This window comes from Dickeya sp. NCPPB 3274, assembly GCF_000406205.1.
In the GTDB taxonomy this organism is placed as follows: Bacteria; Pseudomonadota; Gammaproteobacteria; order Enterobacterales; family Enterobacteriaceae; genus Dickeya; species Dickeya fangzhongdai.
This window is the reverse complement of the sequence record NZ_CM001979.1, coordinates 2,899,591-2,919,401: the sequence shown is the minus strand read 5'-3', so window position 1 is coordinate 2,919,401 and position 19,811 is coordinate 2,899,591. Positions and strand designations below refer to the sequence as shown.

Below are 19,811 nucleotides of genomic sequence, written 5' to 3'. Positions count from 1 at the left end.
TAATGGATTTTCATGATCTGGTCGAACTTGAGCGTAAGCCTTTCAAAGAACGCGTCAAATTACGTTATGGCACCTATTTAAAAGAAGTAGAAAAAGGTTTTATGTTCAGCCGCCAGGGGATGGGGCCTGTCGATGCGCAGATGCAATACAAAGATCTGCATAGCGACGACTTCAGGAACGTGCTGGTGTTTGGCTCCAACAGCTATCTCGGCCTGGCTAACCATCCTTATGTAAAAAGTAAGGTGGTTGAAGCGGTAGAGAAATACGGTATCGGCACCGGCGGGTCACCGGCATTTTCCGGCTATACCAAGCAACATCGGGATCTTGAGTTGCGCCTGGCGGCGCTGGCCGGCCACGAAGACGCGGTGCTGCTGCCGAGCGGCTATATGGCAAACCTGTGCTGGGTTAACGGATTGATGAATCGTAACGACATCATCATCTATGACCAGAACAGTCACGCCAGCGTGATCAACGCCGTCAAAATGACTAACGTGCCGTTCTTTACCTTTGATCCCGAGCGTCTGGATGAGTTTGAGGCGATGCTGCCTAAAATTCGGGCGCGCTCCAAACCGAATGCCCAGATTTTCTCCACGGTTGAAGGGGTGCGTTCTACCGACGGTTCGATCATCGATCTGAAGCGTTACATCGAGATTTGCCGGGCGCACGACATCATCATCATTCTGGATGACGCCCATGGCTTAGGCACCATGGGGCGCACCGGCAAGGGGACGCTGGAACATTTAGACCTGTTAGGTCAGGTTGATTTGCGGATGTCCACCTGCAGCAAATCGCTGGGCGCGCAGGGCGCTTTTATTTCCGGTAGCCGCGAGCACATCTTTATGCTGCGGAACTTCTCTTACCCTTACCTGTTTACCTCGGGGTTGGCTCAACCGACGATTGCGGCGATTTCCGCGGCATTAGACGTGATGGAGCGTGAGCCTGAGCGTATTGCCCGGTTGCATGACAATGTGCGTTACATGCAAGACCTGCTGGAATCGAAAGGCTTCAACATTCTTCGCGGCGAATCGGGAATTATCCCGATCTTTTTCAGCAAGCTTTCTGTCGTAGGCAATATCAATCGCCGTCTTTTCGAACGCGGCGTGTTCGCCAACATCATGGAATACCCGATGGTTCCCCCCGATAAAGAACGCCTGCGTATTTCGGTGATGTCGACCCATACCCGGGAAGAGATCGAGCAGGTCGTTGAGCTTATCACCGAGGTAGCGCGCGAGTTTGACGCACTCTAATGGATTGGATGAAGGAGAGAAGAAATGGATGCTCAGAAAGAGATTCTCGCGGTGGTGCTCGACATTATCAATGGCATCAAAAATACCGGGTTTACGCCTGATGTCGTGGAGTTGGATTCGTTTATCGGCGGCGAGCTTGGCGTGGATTCGGTCGAGATGCTGGAGTCCTGGTACGAGATCGAGAAGCGGCTCCACATCAAGGTCAACGACGGCGACAAGCGCGGTATTTACACGCTTGGCGACCTGATCGGCACGATTGAGGCCCATCTACCGGCAGAGGCTGTCAAGTCCTGACCCCGCGAGCGGCTGGTGGGATAAGCAAGCAACGTTAAGTGACAATCCTAGGGAACAGTAATAGGAGATTTATGTCTTCTTCAATTTGGGTATTTCCTGGTCAGGGATCGCAGCAGAAAGGGATGGGGGATGGGCTGTTTGAGCGTTTCCCCGAACTCGTCAGAGAGGCCGACGACGTGCTCGGTTTCTCGATTCGAGAGCTGTGCCTCAACGATCCGCAGGGCGTACTTGGTGAGACGGAATTCACCCAGCCGGCGTTGTTTGTTGTCTCAGCGCTCGGGGTTCTTGCCAATCGACAAGACGGCGTGGAAGCCCCGGACTGCTATGTCGGTCATAGTCTGGGGGAATTCGCCGCGCTGTTTGCGGCCGGGGCGTTTGACTTTGCCACCGGCGTCGCGCTGGTAAAAGAACGCGGTCGGCTGATGTCGACAGCGCCGCGCGGTGCGATGGCCGCCATTCTGGGCATCGAGCTGAATCAGGTGACGGCGTTGCTGGCGTCGTCACCGTTTAGCGGCATTGATATTGCCAACATCAACTGCGCGCAGCAAATCGTCATTTCAGGGCTGTATGATGACATCATTGCCTGTGAAACGCTGTTTACCGCTGCGGGTGCGCGTTATATCAAGCTGAACGTGAGTGCGGCGTTTCACTCCCGCTACATGCGTGATATCGAAACCCAATTTGCGCAGTTTGCGCAGCGTTTTACCTTCAATCCGCTCAATGCGCGGGTGATTTCCAACTACACCGCGCATGACTATCCCACATCCGATTACCTTGAGCTGTTGACGCGCCAGATAAGCCACCCGGTCCGTTGGTACGAAAGTATTTCGCGGCTGTTGGCGTCCGGTGAGGTCAATCAGCACGAAATTGGGCCGGGGCAGGTGCTCACCAGCCTGTTTGCGAAAATCAGCGCGCAACCGATGGCGCTGGCGGATGAAAAGGCGCCCACGGTCAAAAACGTTGCCGATTCCCCCGTGGCGGATTCATCCAACCCCGGCGTGGTGTTTATGTTCGGCGGGCAGGGCTCGCAGTATTACGGCATGGGGCATGAGCTGTATCGTCGGAATGACGCGTTCCGCAGCCAGATGGACATCTGCGATGCCCTGTGTCGCCAACACACCGGCTACAGTCTGCTGGATACGCTGTATGACGACGCTCGCCGCCACCTGCCGCTCTCGGATGTCGCGTTGTCGAATGTGGCGTTACTCAGCGTGGGCGTTAGCCTGAGCCATATGCTGAAAGCCGAGGGAGTCAAACCTGACGCGGTCTTGGGATACAGCCTGGGAGAGTGCATCGCCGCTGTCGTCGCCGGCGTATTGACGCTGGATGATGCCATGAAACTGGTGGTGTCGCAGGCGCACTTACTGCGCGATAAAAGCGCAGGCGGTGGGATGATGAGTGTGCTGGCGCCGGTAGCGCATTTCCATACCCATGCCGCGCTGTATCAGGGAACCGAGTTAGCCAGCATTAATTTCCAGAATAACTTTGTGGTCAGTGGCAATAGCGCGAGTCTGTCGGCGCTTAAAGAACGTCTGACGCAACGGGACGTTATCTCGATGCTGCTGCCGGTTGAGCAACCCTTCCACTCGTCCGGCATCGCCGCCATCGAGGCGGATTTCCGGGCCCTGGTCGATACCTTGCCGAAACACCCCCCCGAAATGACGGTGTACTCCGCGCTGTTGGGGACGTCGGTTGAACGATGGGATAGCGAGTATTTCTGGCGCGTCCTGCGTGAACCGGTCGATTTCTACCGCTTAATGCAGGCGTTGGCGGCGAAAGACGAGGCATTTTTTGTTGATCTCAGCCCAACAGGCACCCTGTCAACGTTCATCAAATACGGTTTTGCCGCGCGCATTCAGCACGGCGCCGTCATCAATCAATTCGGCAGGAACGCCGAAATCCTATCCAACTTACTGAATGTTATAAAAAATCATTCCAGGCAAGTTGTCACGGAGGGAGCCTGACCCATGACTATCACGCAGGAAAATATGCTCTTATCGCGTAAGGACACTGCCGTGGCGTATTGGCAGCGCTATCTTACCGGGGCGCAAACAACGGCCAATGCCAACCTTGTTAATGCCACGGAGAGCGAGGATACCAAGGCCGCACAAACCTCCTCCGCGCAAGAGGTTGGTGTGCTCGTCTCCCACATTGAGCGGGCGCTGAGTACCGAATTACTGGCGCTGGTGCAGCGTGAGTCCTCGTCGTGGGATGTGCTGATGACGGCGGCGTGGAGCCTGCTGCTGAGCAAGCACAGCGGCGAGGATGAGGTGCTGTTCGGCAAGCGCTTCGCTGCCAGCGCCGCAGGGGAAGATTGTGCCTTGCCGTTGCGGTTGACTATTGATGGCGACCGCACCTTGCATCACTGGTTTCGCGATATTGCCGCCGTGTTTGAGCAGCATCAGCGCCATGCCGATCTGATGCCGGATGCCCTTACGAACGGTGCAGGCTTCCCATCCAACCCAGCGCTGTTCGAATCACTGATCGGTGTGTATGACGAGCAAGGCCCGGAAAAGGAATACTACAGCGAGCACGTGCCGCTGCATCTTATCGTGCAGGCCGGGGCGACGTTGTCGTTAACGCTGCATTATCGTCAGGGCGAGATGAGCGATGCGGATGCGCATAACATTCTCAATCGGTTGCAGCAGCTGTTGTCCAGCTTTGCGCAAGGCAGCGAGCGGACAGTAGGTGAACAGTCACTGCTCAGTCGCGCCGAACGTGAACGCGTTATTCACGAATGGAATGCGACCGAACTCGATGCGGCGTTGGATCGCTCGCTCTACGCCCTGTTTGCAGAGCAGGTCGCGGCCAGAAATGAAGCCACCGCGCTGGTGGCCGGTGATGAGCGGTTAAGCTATCGGCAGCTCGCCGAACGCGCCGAACAGATAGCCGCAGGGCTACGCCGTGTCGGCGTGACGCAGGGCGATCGCGTCGTGCTGAGTATGGATAAAACGCCGAACCTGATCGCGTCCATGCTGGGTATCATCAAGTTAGGGGCCGCTTATGTGCCTGTCGGTCTGGATGCGCCGGCCGAACGTCGCGCCTTTATCATTAACGATGCGAGCGTGCGCTGGACGCTGACCAGCCGGGCCGATCGGTCAAGTTTCGGCGAGGACGAAAGCAGCGCCTTGCTGTGGGTGGAAGACTATCTGGAGCAGGCGCAGCCGGAGGGCGGGCAGCGTGAGGATGTCTTCTCTGACACCATCGATTCGCACGCTATTGCCTATATCATCTATACCTCTGGCACAACGGGCACGCCGAAAGGCGTGGAGATAGCGCATCGCAGCCTGATTAATTTCTGCGCCTGGTGCGAACACATCGGGATTTTTAGCGTCGGACAACCCATTACCCAGTTCGCGCCTTATACCTTTGATGCGTCTGCGGGCGAAATTTTCGGTACGTTGACCCGCGGCTGTGAACTGCATCTGCTGTCGACTGCGGTGATTCAAAATCCGCCCGCGTTGATGGCGTACATGACCCAAAACGACATTCGCTTTTCGGCGTTCCCGCCGCCGTATCTCACGCACTTGGATCCGGCTCTCGTACCGCAAGGCATGACCATTTTGACCGCGGGGTCGGCACCGACGCTCGGGCTGATTGCGCGCTGGAGCGAGCGCTGCCGTTACATCAATGGCTATGGCCCGACAGAAACCACCATTATGTCGTCGGCATGGATGCGTGGCTTTGAGCAGAACCGGGATACTCGCCTGAGTATCGGGCGGCCGATCGCCAATACCCGTATGTACGTGGTCGATAATCTGGGCCAGCTTTGTGCGCCCGGAATGGCGGGTGAAATCTGGATCGGCGGTGAAGGCGTCGCGGTGGGATACATGAATCGCCCTGAATTGACCGCCCAGCAGTTTATCGCCGACCCCTGGGTTGCCGGGGGCCGAGTCTACCGCACCGGCGATATCGGGCGCTGGTTTGACGATGGTCGCATCGAGTTTCTTGGCCGCCGCGATCACCAAATCAAACTGAGCGGGTACCGTATTGAGCTAGGTGAAATCGAGTCGCGGATTGCCGCGCTTGAGCACATCAAAGACGCTACCGTTATCGGTATCACGCCGGGTGGCGGCGAGGCGCGTCTGGTGGCGTATGTGGTGCCCGAGGCGGGGTACGGCGGCGGTGCCATTGCGCAATGGCGCGAGGTGCTCGCCACGCAACTGCCCAGCTATATGATCCCGGCGGCGTTTGTGGTGATGGAGTCGCTGCCGCTGACCGCCAACGGCAAGATCGATCGCAAAGCCTTGCCGCTACCGGACAACAGCGCTTACGTGCAGCGTGACTTTGAAGCCCCCAACGCCGGTACGGAAGCGACGCTGGCGCAGTTATGGCAGATCATTCTTGGCGTGCATCAGGTCGGACGGCAGGACAACTTCTTCGAGCTGGGCGGTCATTCACTGTCGGCGATGCAGTTGCAGGCAATGCTGCGCGAGCAACAGCTCTACACCGATGCGCCCACGATTTTCGCTCATCCGGTGCTGGCCGATCTGGCGACACAGATTACCCATGAGGATGACGCTTCGCAGGCGTGGGTGGTTCCGGCTAATCGGGTGACGCCTGAGACCACGGCGCTTCATCCGGCGCTGTTCCCATTGGTGTCGCTTTCCCAGCAGCAGATCGACCAGATCGTGGCCCGTACACCCGGGGGCATTGCCAATATTCAGGATATCTATGCGCTGGCGCCGCTGCAGGAAGGCATTCTCTTCCATCATCTGTTCGATGACGCCGGCGACCCTTATCTTCAGTGTGGTCATCTGTCGTTTGCGCACCGACAGACGCTGGACCGATACCTTGAGGCTATTCAACGCGTTATCGATCGCCATGATATCTTGCGTACCGCGTTTATCTGGCAAGGCGTAGAGACGCCGGTGCAGGTTGTGCTGCGCGATGCACGTTTGCATGTCACAACGCTCAGCGTTGACGCCCAGCATGGCCCGGTGGTGGCGCAGATGAAGGCGCGTTTTGATCCTCAATCCCACCGCATCGATCTTACCCAGCCGCCGCTGCTGCGCATGGTGGTTGCCTATGACGACGAGCAGGCATGCTGGCAAGCGTTGATGTATATCCATCATGTGGTGGATGACATTCCCTCATTGCAGATGTTGCTCGCTGAGATTCAGGCATTCCTCACTGGCAAGGGGGAGAGTTTGCCTGCGCCGATGCCATTCCGTCATCACGTGGCGCGCCTGCAACAACGTAGCGATACCCAACAGCAACTGGCCTTTTTCAGCGACATGCTGGCAGACATCACTGAACCGTCGGCGCCGTTTAATCTCAAGAGCGGCCATCTTAACGGCCAGCGCATCAGTGAAACACGGCGTCCGTTTGAGGCTGCGCTTGCGCAGCGGCTGCGCGCTCAGGCCCGCCGCCTGGGCGTCAGCGTGAGCAGTCTGTGCCATGTGAGCTGGGGGCGGGTGCTGAGCGCCGCCTGCGGCAGCGATAGCGTGGTGTTCGGCACGGTACTGTCAGGGCGCATGCACGGCGAGAACAGCGATAAAATCATGGGGCCGTGCATCAATACGCTGCCGCTGCGTCTTGACGTGGGGGATGGGTACGCGGTTGATGCCGTGCGCCAGACGCATCAGCGTCTCTCCGCGCTGATAAAACATGAGCTCACCACCTTATCGCTGGCGCAGCAGGGCAGTGGCATTGTGGCGCCGACGCCGATGTTCAGTACGGTGTTCAACTACCGTCGTAACCGCCCGACAGACATGGACGTGCTAAGGGGGATTGAGTTTGACGGCGTGGCCTGGCACGGCTTTGACGAGCGCACCAACTATCCGGTTTCGATTTCTGTGGATGACGCCGACGTCGGCTTTGATATTGGCGTTCAGGCGATTGAGTCGCTGTCTGGCGAGCGCATTTGGGGTTACTTCCAGCAGAGTGTTCTTAGCCTGGTGGAAGCGCTTGAAGTCGAGGCCACGGCGTCTGCTGCGCCGGTGCCGCTGTGTGAATTGACGGTGCTTCCGCCAGAAGAGCGCCGGCATCTGCTGAACAGCTGGAATGATACGGCGCTGCCGTTCCCGGCGATGACGATGATTCATCAGTTGTTCGAGCAACAGGTCGCGCAACATCCCCAGGCGCTGGCGCTGCAAATGGGTAACGTCCGCCTCAGTTATGCCGAGCTTAACCAGCGCGCCAACCGGCTGGCACACCACCTGATAGCGCAAGGCGTGGCACCGGATACGCGCGTGGCGGTGTGTACGGAACGCACCGAAACCATGCTCATCGCCTTACTGGCGATCCTCAAAGCCGGCGGCGCCTACGTGCCGCTCGACCCTGAATATCCCGCCACCCGGCTGGCCTATATTCTTGAGGATGCCACACCGAGGGTATTGGTGGTTGACCGGCGTGGGCGCGACCTCTTTGGGTCTGCGACCGGCGGTGATGTTACGGTGGTCGATCTGGAGCGTGACGGCGCACGTTGGGAAGAACTGCCTGGCGGCAACCCGGATGCGGCACCGCTCAACGCCAGACATCTGGCGTATGTGATTTACACCTCGGGTTCGACCGGCAAGCCGAAAGGCGTGATGGTTGAGCATCGTCAGGTGGTCAACTTCCTCACCGGGATGCAGGCGTTATTCCACCTCAGCGCGGAGGATTGCCTGCTCTCCGTCACCAGCATTTCATTCGATATTGCCGGGCTTGAGCTGTATTTGCCGTTGATGACGGGCGCGTCGATTGTGCTGGCGAGCCGTACTCAGGCGATGGATCCTTACGCGCTGCTTAATCTGTTGCAAACCCTGAATATCACTATCATGCAAGCCACGCCGACCACCTGGCGCTTGCTGGTGGATACCGACCCAACGCCACACCCGCAGTTGAAGATTCTCTGCGGCGGCGAAGCGCTGCCCAGTGATTTGGCCCGGCGTCTGCATGCCTTCGGCGAGTCACTGTGGAACCTCTACGGACCGACGGAAACCACGGTGTGGTCAACCTGCAATCGCGTCAACGCAGAGGACGTCACGCAATACAACCAGTCGATTGGCCGTCCGATTGCCAACACGCAGGTCTATCTGCTGGACAGACACGGCAAACCGGTGCCGATGGGTGCTATCGGGGAGCTGTATATCGGCGGTGACGGCGTTACCCGTGGTTATCACCAGCGCCCGGAGCTGACCGCTGAGCGTTTTATCCCCGATCCGTTCTCAACCGATCCGACCGCGCGTCTCTATCGTACCGGGGATTTCGCGCAATTTATGGACGATGGACGGCTGATTTTCCTCGGACGTACCGATCATCAGCTGAAGTTACGCGGGCATCGTATCGAACTGGGCGAAATCGAAGCGCGGCTGTTAAGCCATTCCTCGGTGCGTGAAGCGGTGGTGGTTGCCAGAGAAGATATTTCCGGGGAGACGCGGTTGGTGGCGTATGTGGTTCCCGGTGCGACCGAAGAGCGTGCAGCAGAGACATCGCCCGACAGTAGTCACCTCGATTTTAGCCTGTTCTTCTTTGGCGCTCATACTGACGCCCGACAGGGATATCACCATTGCGCCGAGGTGACGGAGTTCGGCGATCGGCACGGTTTCACCGCCGTGTGGACGCCGGAACGTCACTTCCACAGTGTCGGCGCGCTGTTCGCTAATCCGGCGCTGTTAAGCGCCTCGCTGGCGGCCAGAACGCGCCATATCCAGCTGCGCTCCGGCAGCGTGGTGTTGCCGTTGCACGACACGCTCTGCGTAGCTGAAGACTGGTCGATACTGGACAACCTGTCGAACGGCCGTGTCGGTATCGGCATCGCTTCTGGCTGGAATCAGCGGGATTTTGTGCTGGCGCCGCAGAACTACGATGCGCGTTGGGACGTGATGTATCAAGGCATTGAGGAACTGAAAACGCTGTGGCAAGGCGGTAGCGTTTCTCGCCGGGATCATCATGGGAATGACATCTCGGTACGGATTTACCCCACGCCGGTGCAAAAGGAGCTGCCGATGTGGATAACCGCTGCTGGCGCGCCGGAAACCTTTGAGTATGCGGGTCGCAGTGGGGCGAATTTGCTGACTCACCTGCTGACGCAGAATATCGACAAGCTGGCTCACCATATCGGGATATACCGCACGGCGCGTGAAAACGCGGGGTTCGACCCCCGCACCGGCACGGTGACGGTGATGATCCATACCTACCTGGGGGAGAACCTCGACGAGGCGTTAACGCAGGCGAAAGGGCCGTTCCTTGATTATCTGGAAGGGCATCTCAGCTTGCTCTCGGGCTGGCTGAAAGAGCAAAACATTCACCTCGATACGCTCCCCAGCGCGGATAAACAGAGCATGCTGGAGTTCGCGTTCAGGCGTTATACCCGTGAGCTGTCATTTATTGGTACGCCGGAATCCGCGCTGTCTGTGGCCGAGAGTCTACAGGAAGCGGGGGTGAATGAGGTGGCGTGTTTGATCGATTGGATCGTGCCTGAGAATGCGGTATCGGCGCTGGAACACCTGGTGACGCTCAAAGATATGGTTCAAAGCCTGTTTAGCCGTAAGGCATTGCGTAAACACCTGCAGGATGGGTTGCCGGATTATATGGTGCCGGCCGCCTTCGTGACGCTCAAAGCGTTACCGTTGACGCCGAACGGCAAGATAGACCGTAACGCCTTAGTGCCGCCGGATGAGAGGTCTTTCGCCCGGCGCGCGTATGTTCCGCCGCAGGGGAACATGGAAATCACGATGGCGTCTATCTGGGAAGAACTGCTCGGTGTCGAGCGGGTCGGTCGTCATGATCACTTTTTTGAACTCGGCGGATATTCGCTGTTAGCCGTGCGTTTGATTGAACAGCTGCGTCGCAGAGGGCTCAGTATCGAGATTCGCACACTTTTTGACACGCCTATTCTGGCAGACATTGCGGCCAGAACCATCGAGCTTGCGGAGACCCGACTGTGAGCAGGTTATTTCCAACATTTTGGCCAGACGGCCCTGACGGTTTCGTCGCATGGCATTACGTCAATCACTATCGACCACAGGTTAGTATCACGGAGGATAAAAAATGAGCGATTTCGAACAATTACTGCTGACGTTGGAACAGGCGAAGATCTCGATATCGCTGGATAACGAGGATTTGGTTATTACTTCAGCCAAAGGCGCGCTAACCAGCGAGATTAAAAGTGCGCTACGCGAGCACAAAATGACCATGGTGAATGCTCTGCGTAATGGCAAACGCCTGTCAAACGCATTTGAGGTGGTGGTGCCTGAGAACAAGATTACGCCGGAGACGACGGTGATTACCCCTGAGCTGTTGCCCCTTATCGACTTCACCCAGAAAGATATCGATCATGTGGTCGAGCAGGTGCCCGGCGGCGTGAGCAATATTCAGGATATCTACTCGCTGGCGCCGCTTCAGGAAGGGATTCTGTTCCATCATATGCTGGCCAGCAAAGGCGATCCGTACCTGCAAACGGGGCAGATGACATTTGATAGCCGCGAAAAGGTCGATAATTACCTTGCCGCGGTACAACAGGTTATCGATCGTCACGACATCATGCGTACCGGTTTTTACTGGGAAGGGGTCTCGACCCCGTGCCAGGTGGTGCAGCGTCAGGCGACGCTGCATGTGCTGGAGGTTGATTTGGATCCGGCGGACGGCCCTATCGCCGCACAACTGGCCGAGCGTTTCGATCCGTCGCATTACAGCATCGACCTGGCTAAGCCGCCGTTACTGCACGCGTTTGTCGCTTATGACAAGCGCAGCGAGCGTTGGGAGATGTTCCGCGTACTGCATCACCTGATCGATGATATTACCTCGGTGCTGATCCTGTCGGCCGAGATCCATACCTTTTTGGCCGGGCGCGGCCACACGCTGCCCCCGGCACAACCGTTCCGTCGCCTGATTGCGCAGGTTCGTCTTGGTAAAAGCCCGCAAGAACATGAACGGTATTTCCGCTCGACGCTGGCGGATATCGATGAGCCCACCGCGCCTTATGGCCTGGTCAATATGCTGGATGACTTCGAGATAATCGAAGTCACGCGCAAGGTTCCCCAGCGTTTGAACGACACCCTGCGTGCGCATGCGCGCCGTCTGGGGGTGAGCCTCGGCAGTATTTGTCATCTGGCATGGGGTCAGGTACTGGCCTGCATCAGCGGTCAGGATTCGGTGGTGTTCGGTACCATTTTGTTTGGCCGTATGCATGCCGGCGACGGTGCCGACCAGATTATGGGGCCATTCATTAATACGCTGCCGATCCGCCTTGATATGTCCGGCGCCAGCGTTGAGGACAGCGTACGCAACACCCACAAACGGCTGGCGGAACTGCTGAGTCATGAACATGCATCACTGGCGTTGGCGTTGCGTTGCAGCGGCGTGAGCAGCTCCACACCGTTGTTCAACACCCTGTTTAACTATCGCCATAACCGCGAGTCGGAAAGCAAGTCGCTGGATTTTGTGGTGCCGGAAGCCGATCAGTGGGATGGCTTTGAAGAGCGCACTACCTACCCGATCACGCTGTCGGTGGACGACTACGGCAGCGCGCTTGGCCTGAATATTCAGGTGGTGGACTCGCTGGATCCCGAACTGCTGTTCGCCTATACGCAACAGGCGCTTGAGAATATCGCCAGGGCGCTGGATAACGCGCCCAATACGCCGATGCAGCAGATCGCTATTCTGCCCGAGGCAGAGCGCCGGTTACTGTTGAATGAATGGAATAACACCGACAAGGTTTACCCTGATGTGGCCTATACGCATCAGATGTTCGAACAGCAGGTGAAGCTGACGCCAGCGGCAACGGCGCTGCGCTTTGGCGATCGTGAGTTGAGCTATGCAGAGCTGAATGCCTTGTCCAACCAGCTGGCGCACCATTTGCACCAGCAGGGCGTCAAACCCGATGATCGCGTCGCCATCTGTCTGGATCGCAGTATCGAGATGGTGGTGGGATTGATGGGGATCATCAAAGCGGGCGGGGCTTACGTGCCGCTTGACCCTGATTACCCGCAGGAGCGCCTGTCCTACATTCTGCAAGACTCGGCGCCGAAACTGTTGTTGCTCGACAAACGCGGTCGTGACGTGACCGCTGAACTCGATACCGCCGGCATCGTTACGCTTGAGCTGGATGCGGCGTCTCTGGCGCGCTCATCGTTATCGACAGCATCGCTATCGCCCGCGGCGTTGGGGCTGACGTCGCGCCATCTTGCCTATGTTATCTACACCTCTGGCTCGACCGGTAAACCCAAAGGCGTAGAAAACGAACATCGCGGGCTGATCAACCGCTTGCAGTGGATGCAGGATGCTTATCAGCTCGACGGCAGCGATGCCGTATTGCAAAAAACCACCTTCAGCTTTGACGTGTCGGTGTGGGAGTTCTTCTGGCCGCTTTCTGTCGGCGCGACGCTGGTGGTTGCCCCTCCGGGCGCGCATAAAGATACGCAGGCGCTCGCCGAGGTGATTCAGGCCAACAACATCACCACCCTGCACTTTGTCCCCTCGATGCTGAATCTGTTTCTGGCCAACGACAGCGTGGCGGCCTGCCGTTCACTGCGCCGCATTGTGTGTAGCGGCGAGGCGCTGAGTTCCGCCAGCGTGGCCCGTTGTCACAAATTGCTGCCGGGCACGGCGGTACACAATCTGTATGGGCCGACGGAAGCGGCTATCGACGTGACGTCATGGACCTGTCCGAAAGATTTGCCCGAAACCGCCACCGTGCCGATTGGTCGCCCCATCGCCAATCTGCGCATCTATTTGCTCGATCAGCACCTGCGCCCGGTGCCGCGCGGCGTGGTGGGCGAGTTGTATATCGGCGGGGTGGGTGTGGCGCGCGGATACCTCAACCGGCCTGACCTGACGGCGGAACGCTTCGTTCACGACCCGTTTGTCGCCGATGCCGACGCCCGGATGTACCGAACCGGCGACGTGGCGCGCTATCTGGCGGACGGCGATATCGAGTACCTCGGACGTAACGATAACCAGGTCAAAATCCGCGGTTTCCGTATCGAGTTGGGTGAGATCGACGCGGAGTTACTCAAACAGCCGTCGATTAGCGAAGCGGTGGTGGTGGCCCGGGGTGATGCGCAGGGTGATTTGCGTCTGGTGGCGTATGTGGTTCCTGATGCGCAAGCGCAGGCCGACGGCCTGAGCACCTCTGAGCATATTGCGCAGTGGCGCAGCAGCCTGGCGGCGCAGTTGCCGGAATACATGGTGCCTGCGGCATTCGTCAAACTGGATCAACTGCCGCTGACGGCCAATGGCAAGCTGGATCGCAAAGCGTTGCCGCAGCCCGATGATTCGTCGTTCTCTCGTCGTGCCTATGAAGCGCCGCAAGGCGATGTTGAAATTGCGATGGCGGAGCTGTGGCAGGAACTGCTGGGCGTTGAACGTATCGGACGTCACGACAATTTCTTCGAACTGGGCGGTCATTCGCTGTTGGCGGTGCAGTTAATGGAGCATTTGCGCCAGCGCGATTTGAGTACGGAGATTCGCGCCTTATTCGATAGCCCGACGCTGGCCGAGCTGTCCGCTCGTACCATTGAACTCGACGAGATGAGATTATGATCGATTTTGATGACCTTTTGCGGACACTGGATGAGGCCAACATCGCTTTATCGCTTGATGGTGAATCTCTGGTCATCAAGGCAGTGAAGGGGTCGTTGACCCCTGATATCAAGGCGGCGTTGCGGGAGCACAAACCGGCTCTCGTTGACGCCCTGCGCCAGGGAAGAACGTTGTCCTCGCAAGGCGGGAATAATGGTTCAAACGTGCCGGTGAATCGGATCACGCCGGCGACCACCCACCTGACGCCAGATATGTTGCCGCTGATTGATCTGACTCAGGCCGATATCGCGCACATTGTCGCCAATGTGCCGGGCGGCGTGGCGAATGTGCAGGATATCTACGCATTGACGCCATTGCAGGAAGGGATCCTCTTTTTGCACCAGTTGAGCGACAAGGGCGACCCTTACCTACAGTTTGCCAGGATCTCGCTGGCTAACCGCGAGGTGATGGCGCAATACGTGCAGGCGGTTCAGCAAACCGTTAATCGGCACGACATTCTGCGCACGGCATTTTTTTCGCGCGGGTTGTCGCGCTCGGCACAGGTGGTGTTGCGTCAGGCACACGTGCAGCTCACTGAAATTGAACTGGATCCGGCCAAGGGGCCGATTATGGCGCAATTGGTCGAACGCTATCATCCATCGCATTACCGTATTGACCTGACTCAGGCGCCGCTACTGAGTCTGTATACCGCGCAGGACCCGCAAAGCGGGCGCTTCGAAATGCTGATGCTGCTGCATCATCTGATCGATGACATCGCGTCGTTGCAGATCATGATTCAGGACATTACCGCTTTTCTGCTGGGCCGTGGTCAGCAATTGCCTGTGCCGCAACCCTTCCGGCGGCTGATTGCCAATGTGCGCAACGGAACGACGGAGGCGGAGCACGAGCAATTTTTCCGTCAGATGCTGGGCGACATTGATGCGCCGACCCTTGCATTCGGCATGTCGACGGGAACGGCAAGCAACGCCAGCGTGGTGGAGCTGCGTCAGAATGTCGCACCGGCTGTTGTCGCGCGTTTGCGTGCGCATGCGCGTCGCCTCGGCGTCAGTATGGGAAGCCTCTGTCACCTGGTGTGGGGACAGGTGATGGCGCGCGCCAGCGACAGCGATACGGTGGTGTTCGGCACCATCCTGCTGGGCCGTTTGCAGGCCGGGGAGGGCGCCGACCAGATCATGGGGCCGTTCATTAATACGCTGCCGATCCGCCTTGATCTGGGGAATGTGGGCGTGGAAGAGAGCGTGCGCTTAACGCACAAACGGCTGGCGGCATTGCTGAGCCATGAACACGCCTCACTCAGTCTGGCCCAGCGTTGCAGCGGGATTGCACCGCCAACGGCGTTGTTTAACGTGCTGTTCAACTACCGCCACAACCAGCAGGCTGAAGACGAAAGCGTGGATGTGTCCGGTGAACGTGATGACGTTGAATGGCACGGCTTTGAAGAACGCACCGATTACCCGCTGACCGTGTCGGTGGATGACTTTGGTGAGACGTTGCGTTTGAACGTGCTCGCGGCGGTACCGTTATCGGCGCCGCGGATTATTGGCTATCTCCAGCAGGCCATGCAAAGCCTGGCCGAGGCGCTGGACGGTAATCCCGCGACACCGATGCATGAACTGGAGATCCTCCCGGTCAGCGAACGCACCCAACTGCTGGTTGACTGGAACGCGACGGCGGCGCCTTATCCCGCGCAGGAACCCGTCCACCGCGTGTTCGAGCGACAGGCGGTACGTACACCGCAAGCGGTGGCGGTGATTGAGGGTGAAGAACAGATTAGCTATCGCAGCCTGAACCAGCGTGCCAACCGTCTGGCACAGACGCTGATTGCACGTGGCGTAAGACCGGGGGACGTTGTGGCGCTGCTGTTGCCGCGTAGCAGCGCGTTGCTGGCGGCGACGCTGGCGATACTCAAGGCGGGCGCGGCTTACGTGCCGCTGGACCCGCTGGCGCCGCAACAGCGCCTAAGGTGGATTATTGAGGATTGCTCTGCTCGCTTCCTGATAAGCGATGCCCATCAAGCGCCGGCGGCAGCAATCAACCTGCCGGTGATTGATGTTAATAGCCCCGAGGCGGCGCAGGCGAGCGACGGCTCGGTCAGTGACGACATAGTAGCGGTCAGTGGCGACATAGTAGCGGTCAGTGGCGACATAGTAGAGGTGCAGGTTTCCGCCAGTGCGCCGGCCTATATCATCTACACCTCCGGTTCGACCGGCATACCGAAAGGCGTCGTGGTGCCGCATTACGCCATCAACCGATTGGTGATAAACAGCGGCGTCGGTGTTTTTGCGCCCGGCGATCGCATGGCGCTGGCGGCCAACACCGCCTTTGACGCCAGCACGCTGGAGATTTGGGCGCCGTTGCTCAATGGCGGCAGCTGCGTAGTCATTGATCAGGATACCTTGCTCACGCCGGCGCGACTGGTGCGCACCCTGCAGCAGCATCGCGTGAACCAGATGTGGCTGACGGTGGGGCTGTTCAACCAGCTTTATAGCGAACTGACCCCGGTTCTCGCCCAGTTCACGTCGCTGTTTATCGGTGGTGATGCGCTCGACCCGAACATTATTGCTCAGGTGCTGCGCACGGTGCCGTCGGCGAAGCTGGTGAATGGCTATGGCCCCACTGAAACCACCACCTTTGCCACCACCTACCCGATCCGTGACGTGGCGACCCATGCCGTCGGCATTCCTATCGGGCGTCCCATCGGTAATACCCAGCTCTACGTGCTGGATAAGCATCGGCATCCCGTGCCATTAGGCGCCATTGGCGAGTTGTATATCGGCGGGGACGGCGTCGCGCTGGGTTACCTGAATCGTGATGATCTGACTGCCGAACGTTTCGTGGCCAATCCGTTGGTGGCCGACTCGCGCGCCCGCCTGTATCGCACCGGCGATCTGGTGCGCTATCAGGACGATGGCAACCTGATCTTTGCGGGGCGTAACGATCAACAGGTCAAGCTGCGCGGTTTTCGTATCGAACTGGGTGAGATAGAGGCGCGCTTGACCGAACATCCCCGCGTCGATAACGCGCTGGTGCTGGCGGTGGATAACGGCAGCGGCAAGCGTCTGGCGGCCTACGTCGTTGGCGCGGACTCGCCGGCATTCTCTGAGGCGATATCCTTTGAGGAAACCCTGCGGGATTACCTCAGCGAGCGCCTGCCTGACTACATGGTGCCCGCGCGTATCGTCGTGCTGGCGCAATTCCCGCTTACCGCTAACGGGAAAGTGGATCGCAAGGCGCTGCCAGCGGTTGAATTCAGTGATACCTCCACCTATCGGGCGCCACGCAATGCGCGCGAAGCGGTGCTTTGCGAGCTGTATGCCGAATTGCTTCAGCAGCCGCAAGTCGGCATTGACGATGACTTCTTTGCGCTGGGCGGACACTCGATTCTGGCTACCGGATTGATCGGGCGTATTCGCGCCAGGCTGGGTATTGAACTTCCGGTGCGCGTGTTATTTGAAAACCCGACGGTGGCGAGCCTGGCGAAACAGCTTGATGATCACGCCAACGTGCGCCCGCCGTTAAGGAAAGTTGAGCCGCGTCCAGAACCGGTGCCGGTGTCCTACGGCCAGCAGTTGATGTGGGTTGGGCAGAATACGCGTGGTGATAACTCATCGCTCAATACGCCGATTGTCGTCTCGCTTGAAGGCGAGTTGGATCAGGCGGCGTTAACCGCCGCGCTGTACGATCTGGTGGAACGCCATGAGCCACTGCGCACCCGTTTTGCCGTGGTGGACGGGCAACCGGTGCAGGTGATCGAGCCCTTTGCCGCCGTAAATTTGGATATCCCGTATACGGAAGTGAGCGCAGAACAGACTCAACAGGCGGTGTTTGCGGCGATTACCTCGGTGTTCGATCTGTCGGTTGATCTGCCGTTTCGCCCTGCAATACTCCGGGTGGGGCCGCAGACGCACATTCTGGTGATGCTATTCCACCATATTGCCTGTGATGCGTTTTCACTGGCGCCGCTGACTCGGGATCTCACGCAGGCTTATCAGGCGCGTCTCGCCGGTCACGCGCCACAGTTCACCCCGCTGCCCGTTCAGTATGCCGACTACGCGGTGTGGCACCGTGAGCTGCTTGGCTCTCCTGATGACCCGAACAGCGTGTTTGCCGAGCAGTTGGCGTACTGGAAGACAACGCTTGCGGGCTTACCCGCGACGCTTGCGTTGCCGGAAGATTACCCGCGCCCGGCCAAGCCCAGCTATCGCGGTGAGATGTTGCCTTTGCAGATCAATGCCCGTTTGCACCAGCGGCTGAGTACCCTTGCGCGTGAGCGCAACATGACGCTGTCGATGGTATTGCAGGCGGCGCTCGGCATCTATTACACCCAGATTGGCGCCGGCGAGGATATCCCGCTGGGGGCGGTTTCAGCAGGGCGCAGTGACGAAGCGTTGAACGATCTGGTGGGATGCTTCCTGACGCAGTGGGTGATGCGTGTTGATACCTCCGGGGCGCCCCGCGTTAATGAGGTGCTCGAGCGGGTACGCGCACAGGCGTTAAGCTCGTATGGTCATCAGGATATTCCTTACCTGAAGCTGGTCAGTGAGTTATTGCCGGTACGCTCGCCGTCGCATTACCCGCTGTTCCAGACCATGATGATCCTGCAAAACGCACCATCGGAAACCTTTGCTGTTCCCGGTCTGGCGGCGCAGGTCTACCCCGCCCACAGCGGGAATGCCAAGTGGGATCTCTATGTCATGCTGTATGAAAAATATAGCCAGGAAGGGGAGCCGCTGGGGATGGAGGGCATTCTGGAATACGCCGTCGATCTGTTTCGCCGGGAAACGGCCGAGCGCATGGCCACCGGCTATCTCGCAACGCTTGAAGCAATGGTCGCCAACCCTGACGCACCGATAAGCCAGCTCAATGTGGGCACTCACTCGATAGCGGCCGGTGAGCAGCAACGCCCGGCGACAGGCCGGGCGTTCGCCGCGACGGCTGATTTCAAGCCGCTCATCACGTTGCAAAAAGGTAGCGCCGATAGCGCACCGCTGTTTTGTGTGCCCGGGGCCGGCGCGAGCGTCACGGACTTCCTGCCGTTCGTGCAGGCGTTGCCCGGCGGGCAGCCGGTTTATGGCCTGCTGCCGAAAGGGATCGATGGTGCTGGCGAACCGGAGCGGTCGGTTGAGGCGGCGGCTATACGTAACCTTGCGGCGATGCGTCAGGCGGGGAGCAGCGAGAAGACGCCTGTTCACCTGCTTGGTCACTCTTTTGGCGGACAGGTGGCCTTCGACATGGCGAGCCGATTAGCGGCTCAAGGCCGCCTTGTGGCGTCGTTGACGCTGATCGATTCCGAAGCCCCGTCTGGCAGCAAGGATGCCGTCGTCACGCCGAGTCTGGCTGAGTGCATGCGCGAGTACGTTGAGAGCATCGGCTTCACCTTAGAGATGGCGCTGGCGATGGATGAATCCCTTTATGCCGGTCACGACGTCGAACAGATGCTGTCTGCGGTGCACCGGCATCTTCATCGCGCGGGGAAAATACCGGCCAATTCCTCTTCACGGTTACTGCAAGGCCCGTGGCAAACCTTTTATGCCGCGAGACAAACGCATTATCTACCGGCGGCACGCTACCACGGGCAGGTCAACCTGATACAGGTGCGCGATCCGTGGATGAATACCGAAGCGGATCTTCAGCGCCGACGTGAAGATGCGGCGGGATGGGCCCGTTGGGCCAACGAGCTGGAAACCATCGCGGGGCCGGGGCAGCACTTTACGGTGTTGAAAGCCCCCCATGTTGCCGAGCTGGTGCGATGGTGGCGTCAGTATGTTCATGCCGGTGCGGATCAATAAAGGTTTGCGCTTG

General features: G+C 58.6%; 6 protein-coding genes. All 6 read left to right on the top strand.

What is annotated here, in order from left to right:
• Nucleotides 1–2 precede the first annotated feature (2 nt).
• Nucleotides 3–1,247 (top strand): aminotransferase class I/II-fold pyridoxal phosphate-dependent enzyme, encoded by a 1,245-nt coding sequence (locus DXX3274_RS13145; protein WP_042860135.1) that lies wholly within the window; start codon nt 3–5, stop codon nt 1,245–1,247.
• Between the two features lie 24 nt (nt 1,248–1,271).
• Nucleotides 1,272–1,541, top strand: coding sequence for an acyl carrier protein (locus tag DXX3274_RS13140; RefSeq protein ID WP_038919430.1), 270 nt, complete (start codon nt 1,272–1,274; stop codon nt 1,539–1,541).
• Nucleotides 1,542–1,612: 71 nt separating this feature from the next.
• Nucleotides 1,613–3,505: an ACP S-malonyltransferase gene (gene fabD / locus DXX3274_RS13135; RefSeq protein WP_071603954.1), complete on the top strand. Its 1,893-nt coding sequence runs from the start codon at nt 1,613–1,615 to the stop codon at nt 3,503–3,505.
• Nucleotides 3,506–3,508: 3 nt separating this feature from the next.
• A complete protein-coding gene (locus DXX3274_RS13130; protein ID WP_042860133.1) occupies nt 3,509–10,414 on the top strand; it encodes a non-ribosomal peptide synthetase in 6,906 nt (2,301 codons plus the stop codon).
• Between the two features lie 103 nt (nt 10,415–10,517).
• Nucleotides 10,518–14,009: a solanimycin non-ribosomal peptide synthetase SolG gene (gene solG, locus DXX3274_RS13125; protein ID WP_042860131.1), complete on the top strand. Its 3,492-nt coding sequence runs from the start codon at nt 10,518–10,520 to the stop codon at nt 14,007–14,009.
• Nucleotides 14,006–19,798, top strand: a complete 5,793-nt coding sequence (locus DXX3274_RS13120; protein WP_042860130.1) for a non-ribosomal peptide synthetase — start codon at nt 14,006–14,008, stop codon at nt 19,796–19,798. Before solG ends, DXX3274_RS13120 begins: the two co-directional genes overlap by 4 nt.
• Nucleotides 19,799–19,811: the final 13 nt, after the last annotated feature.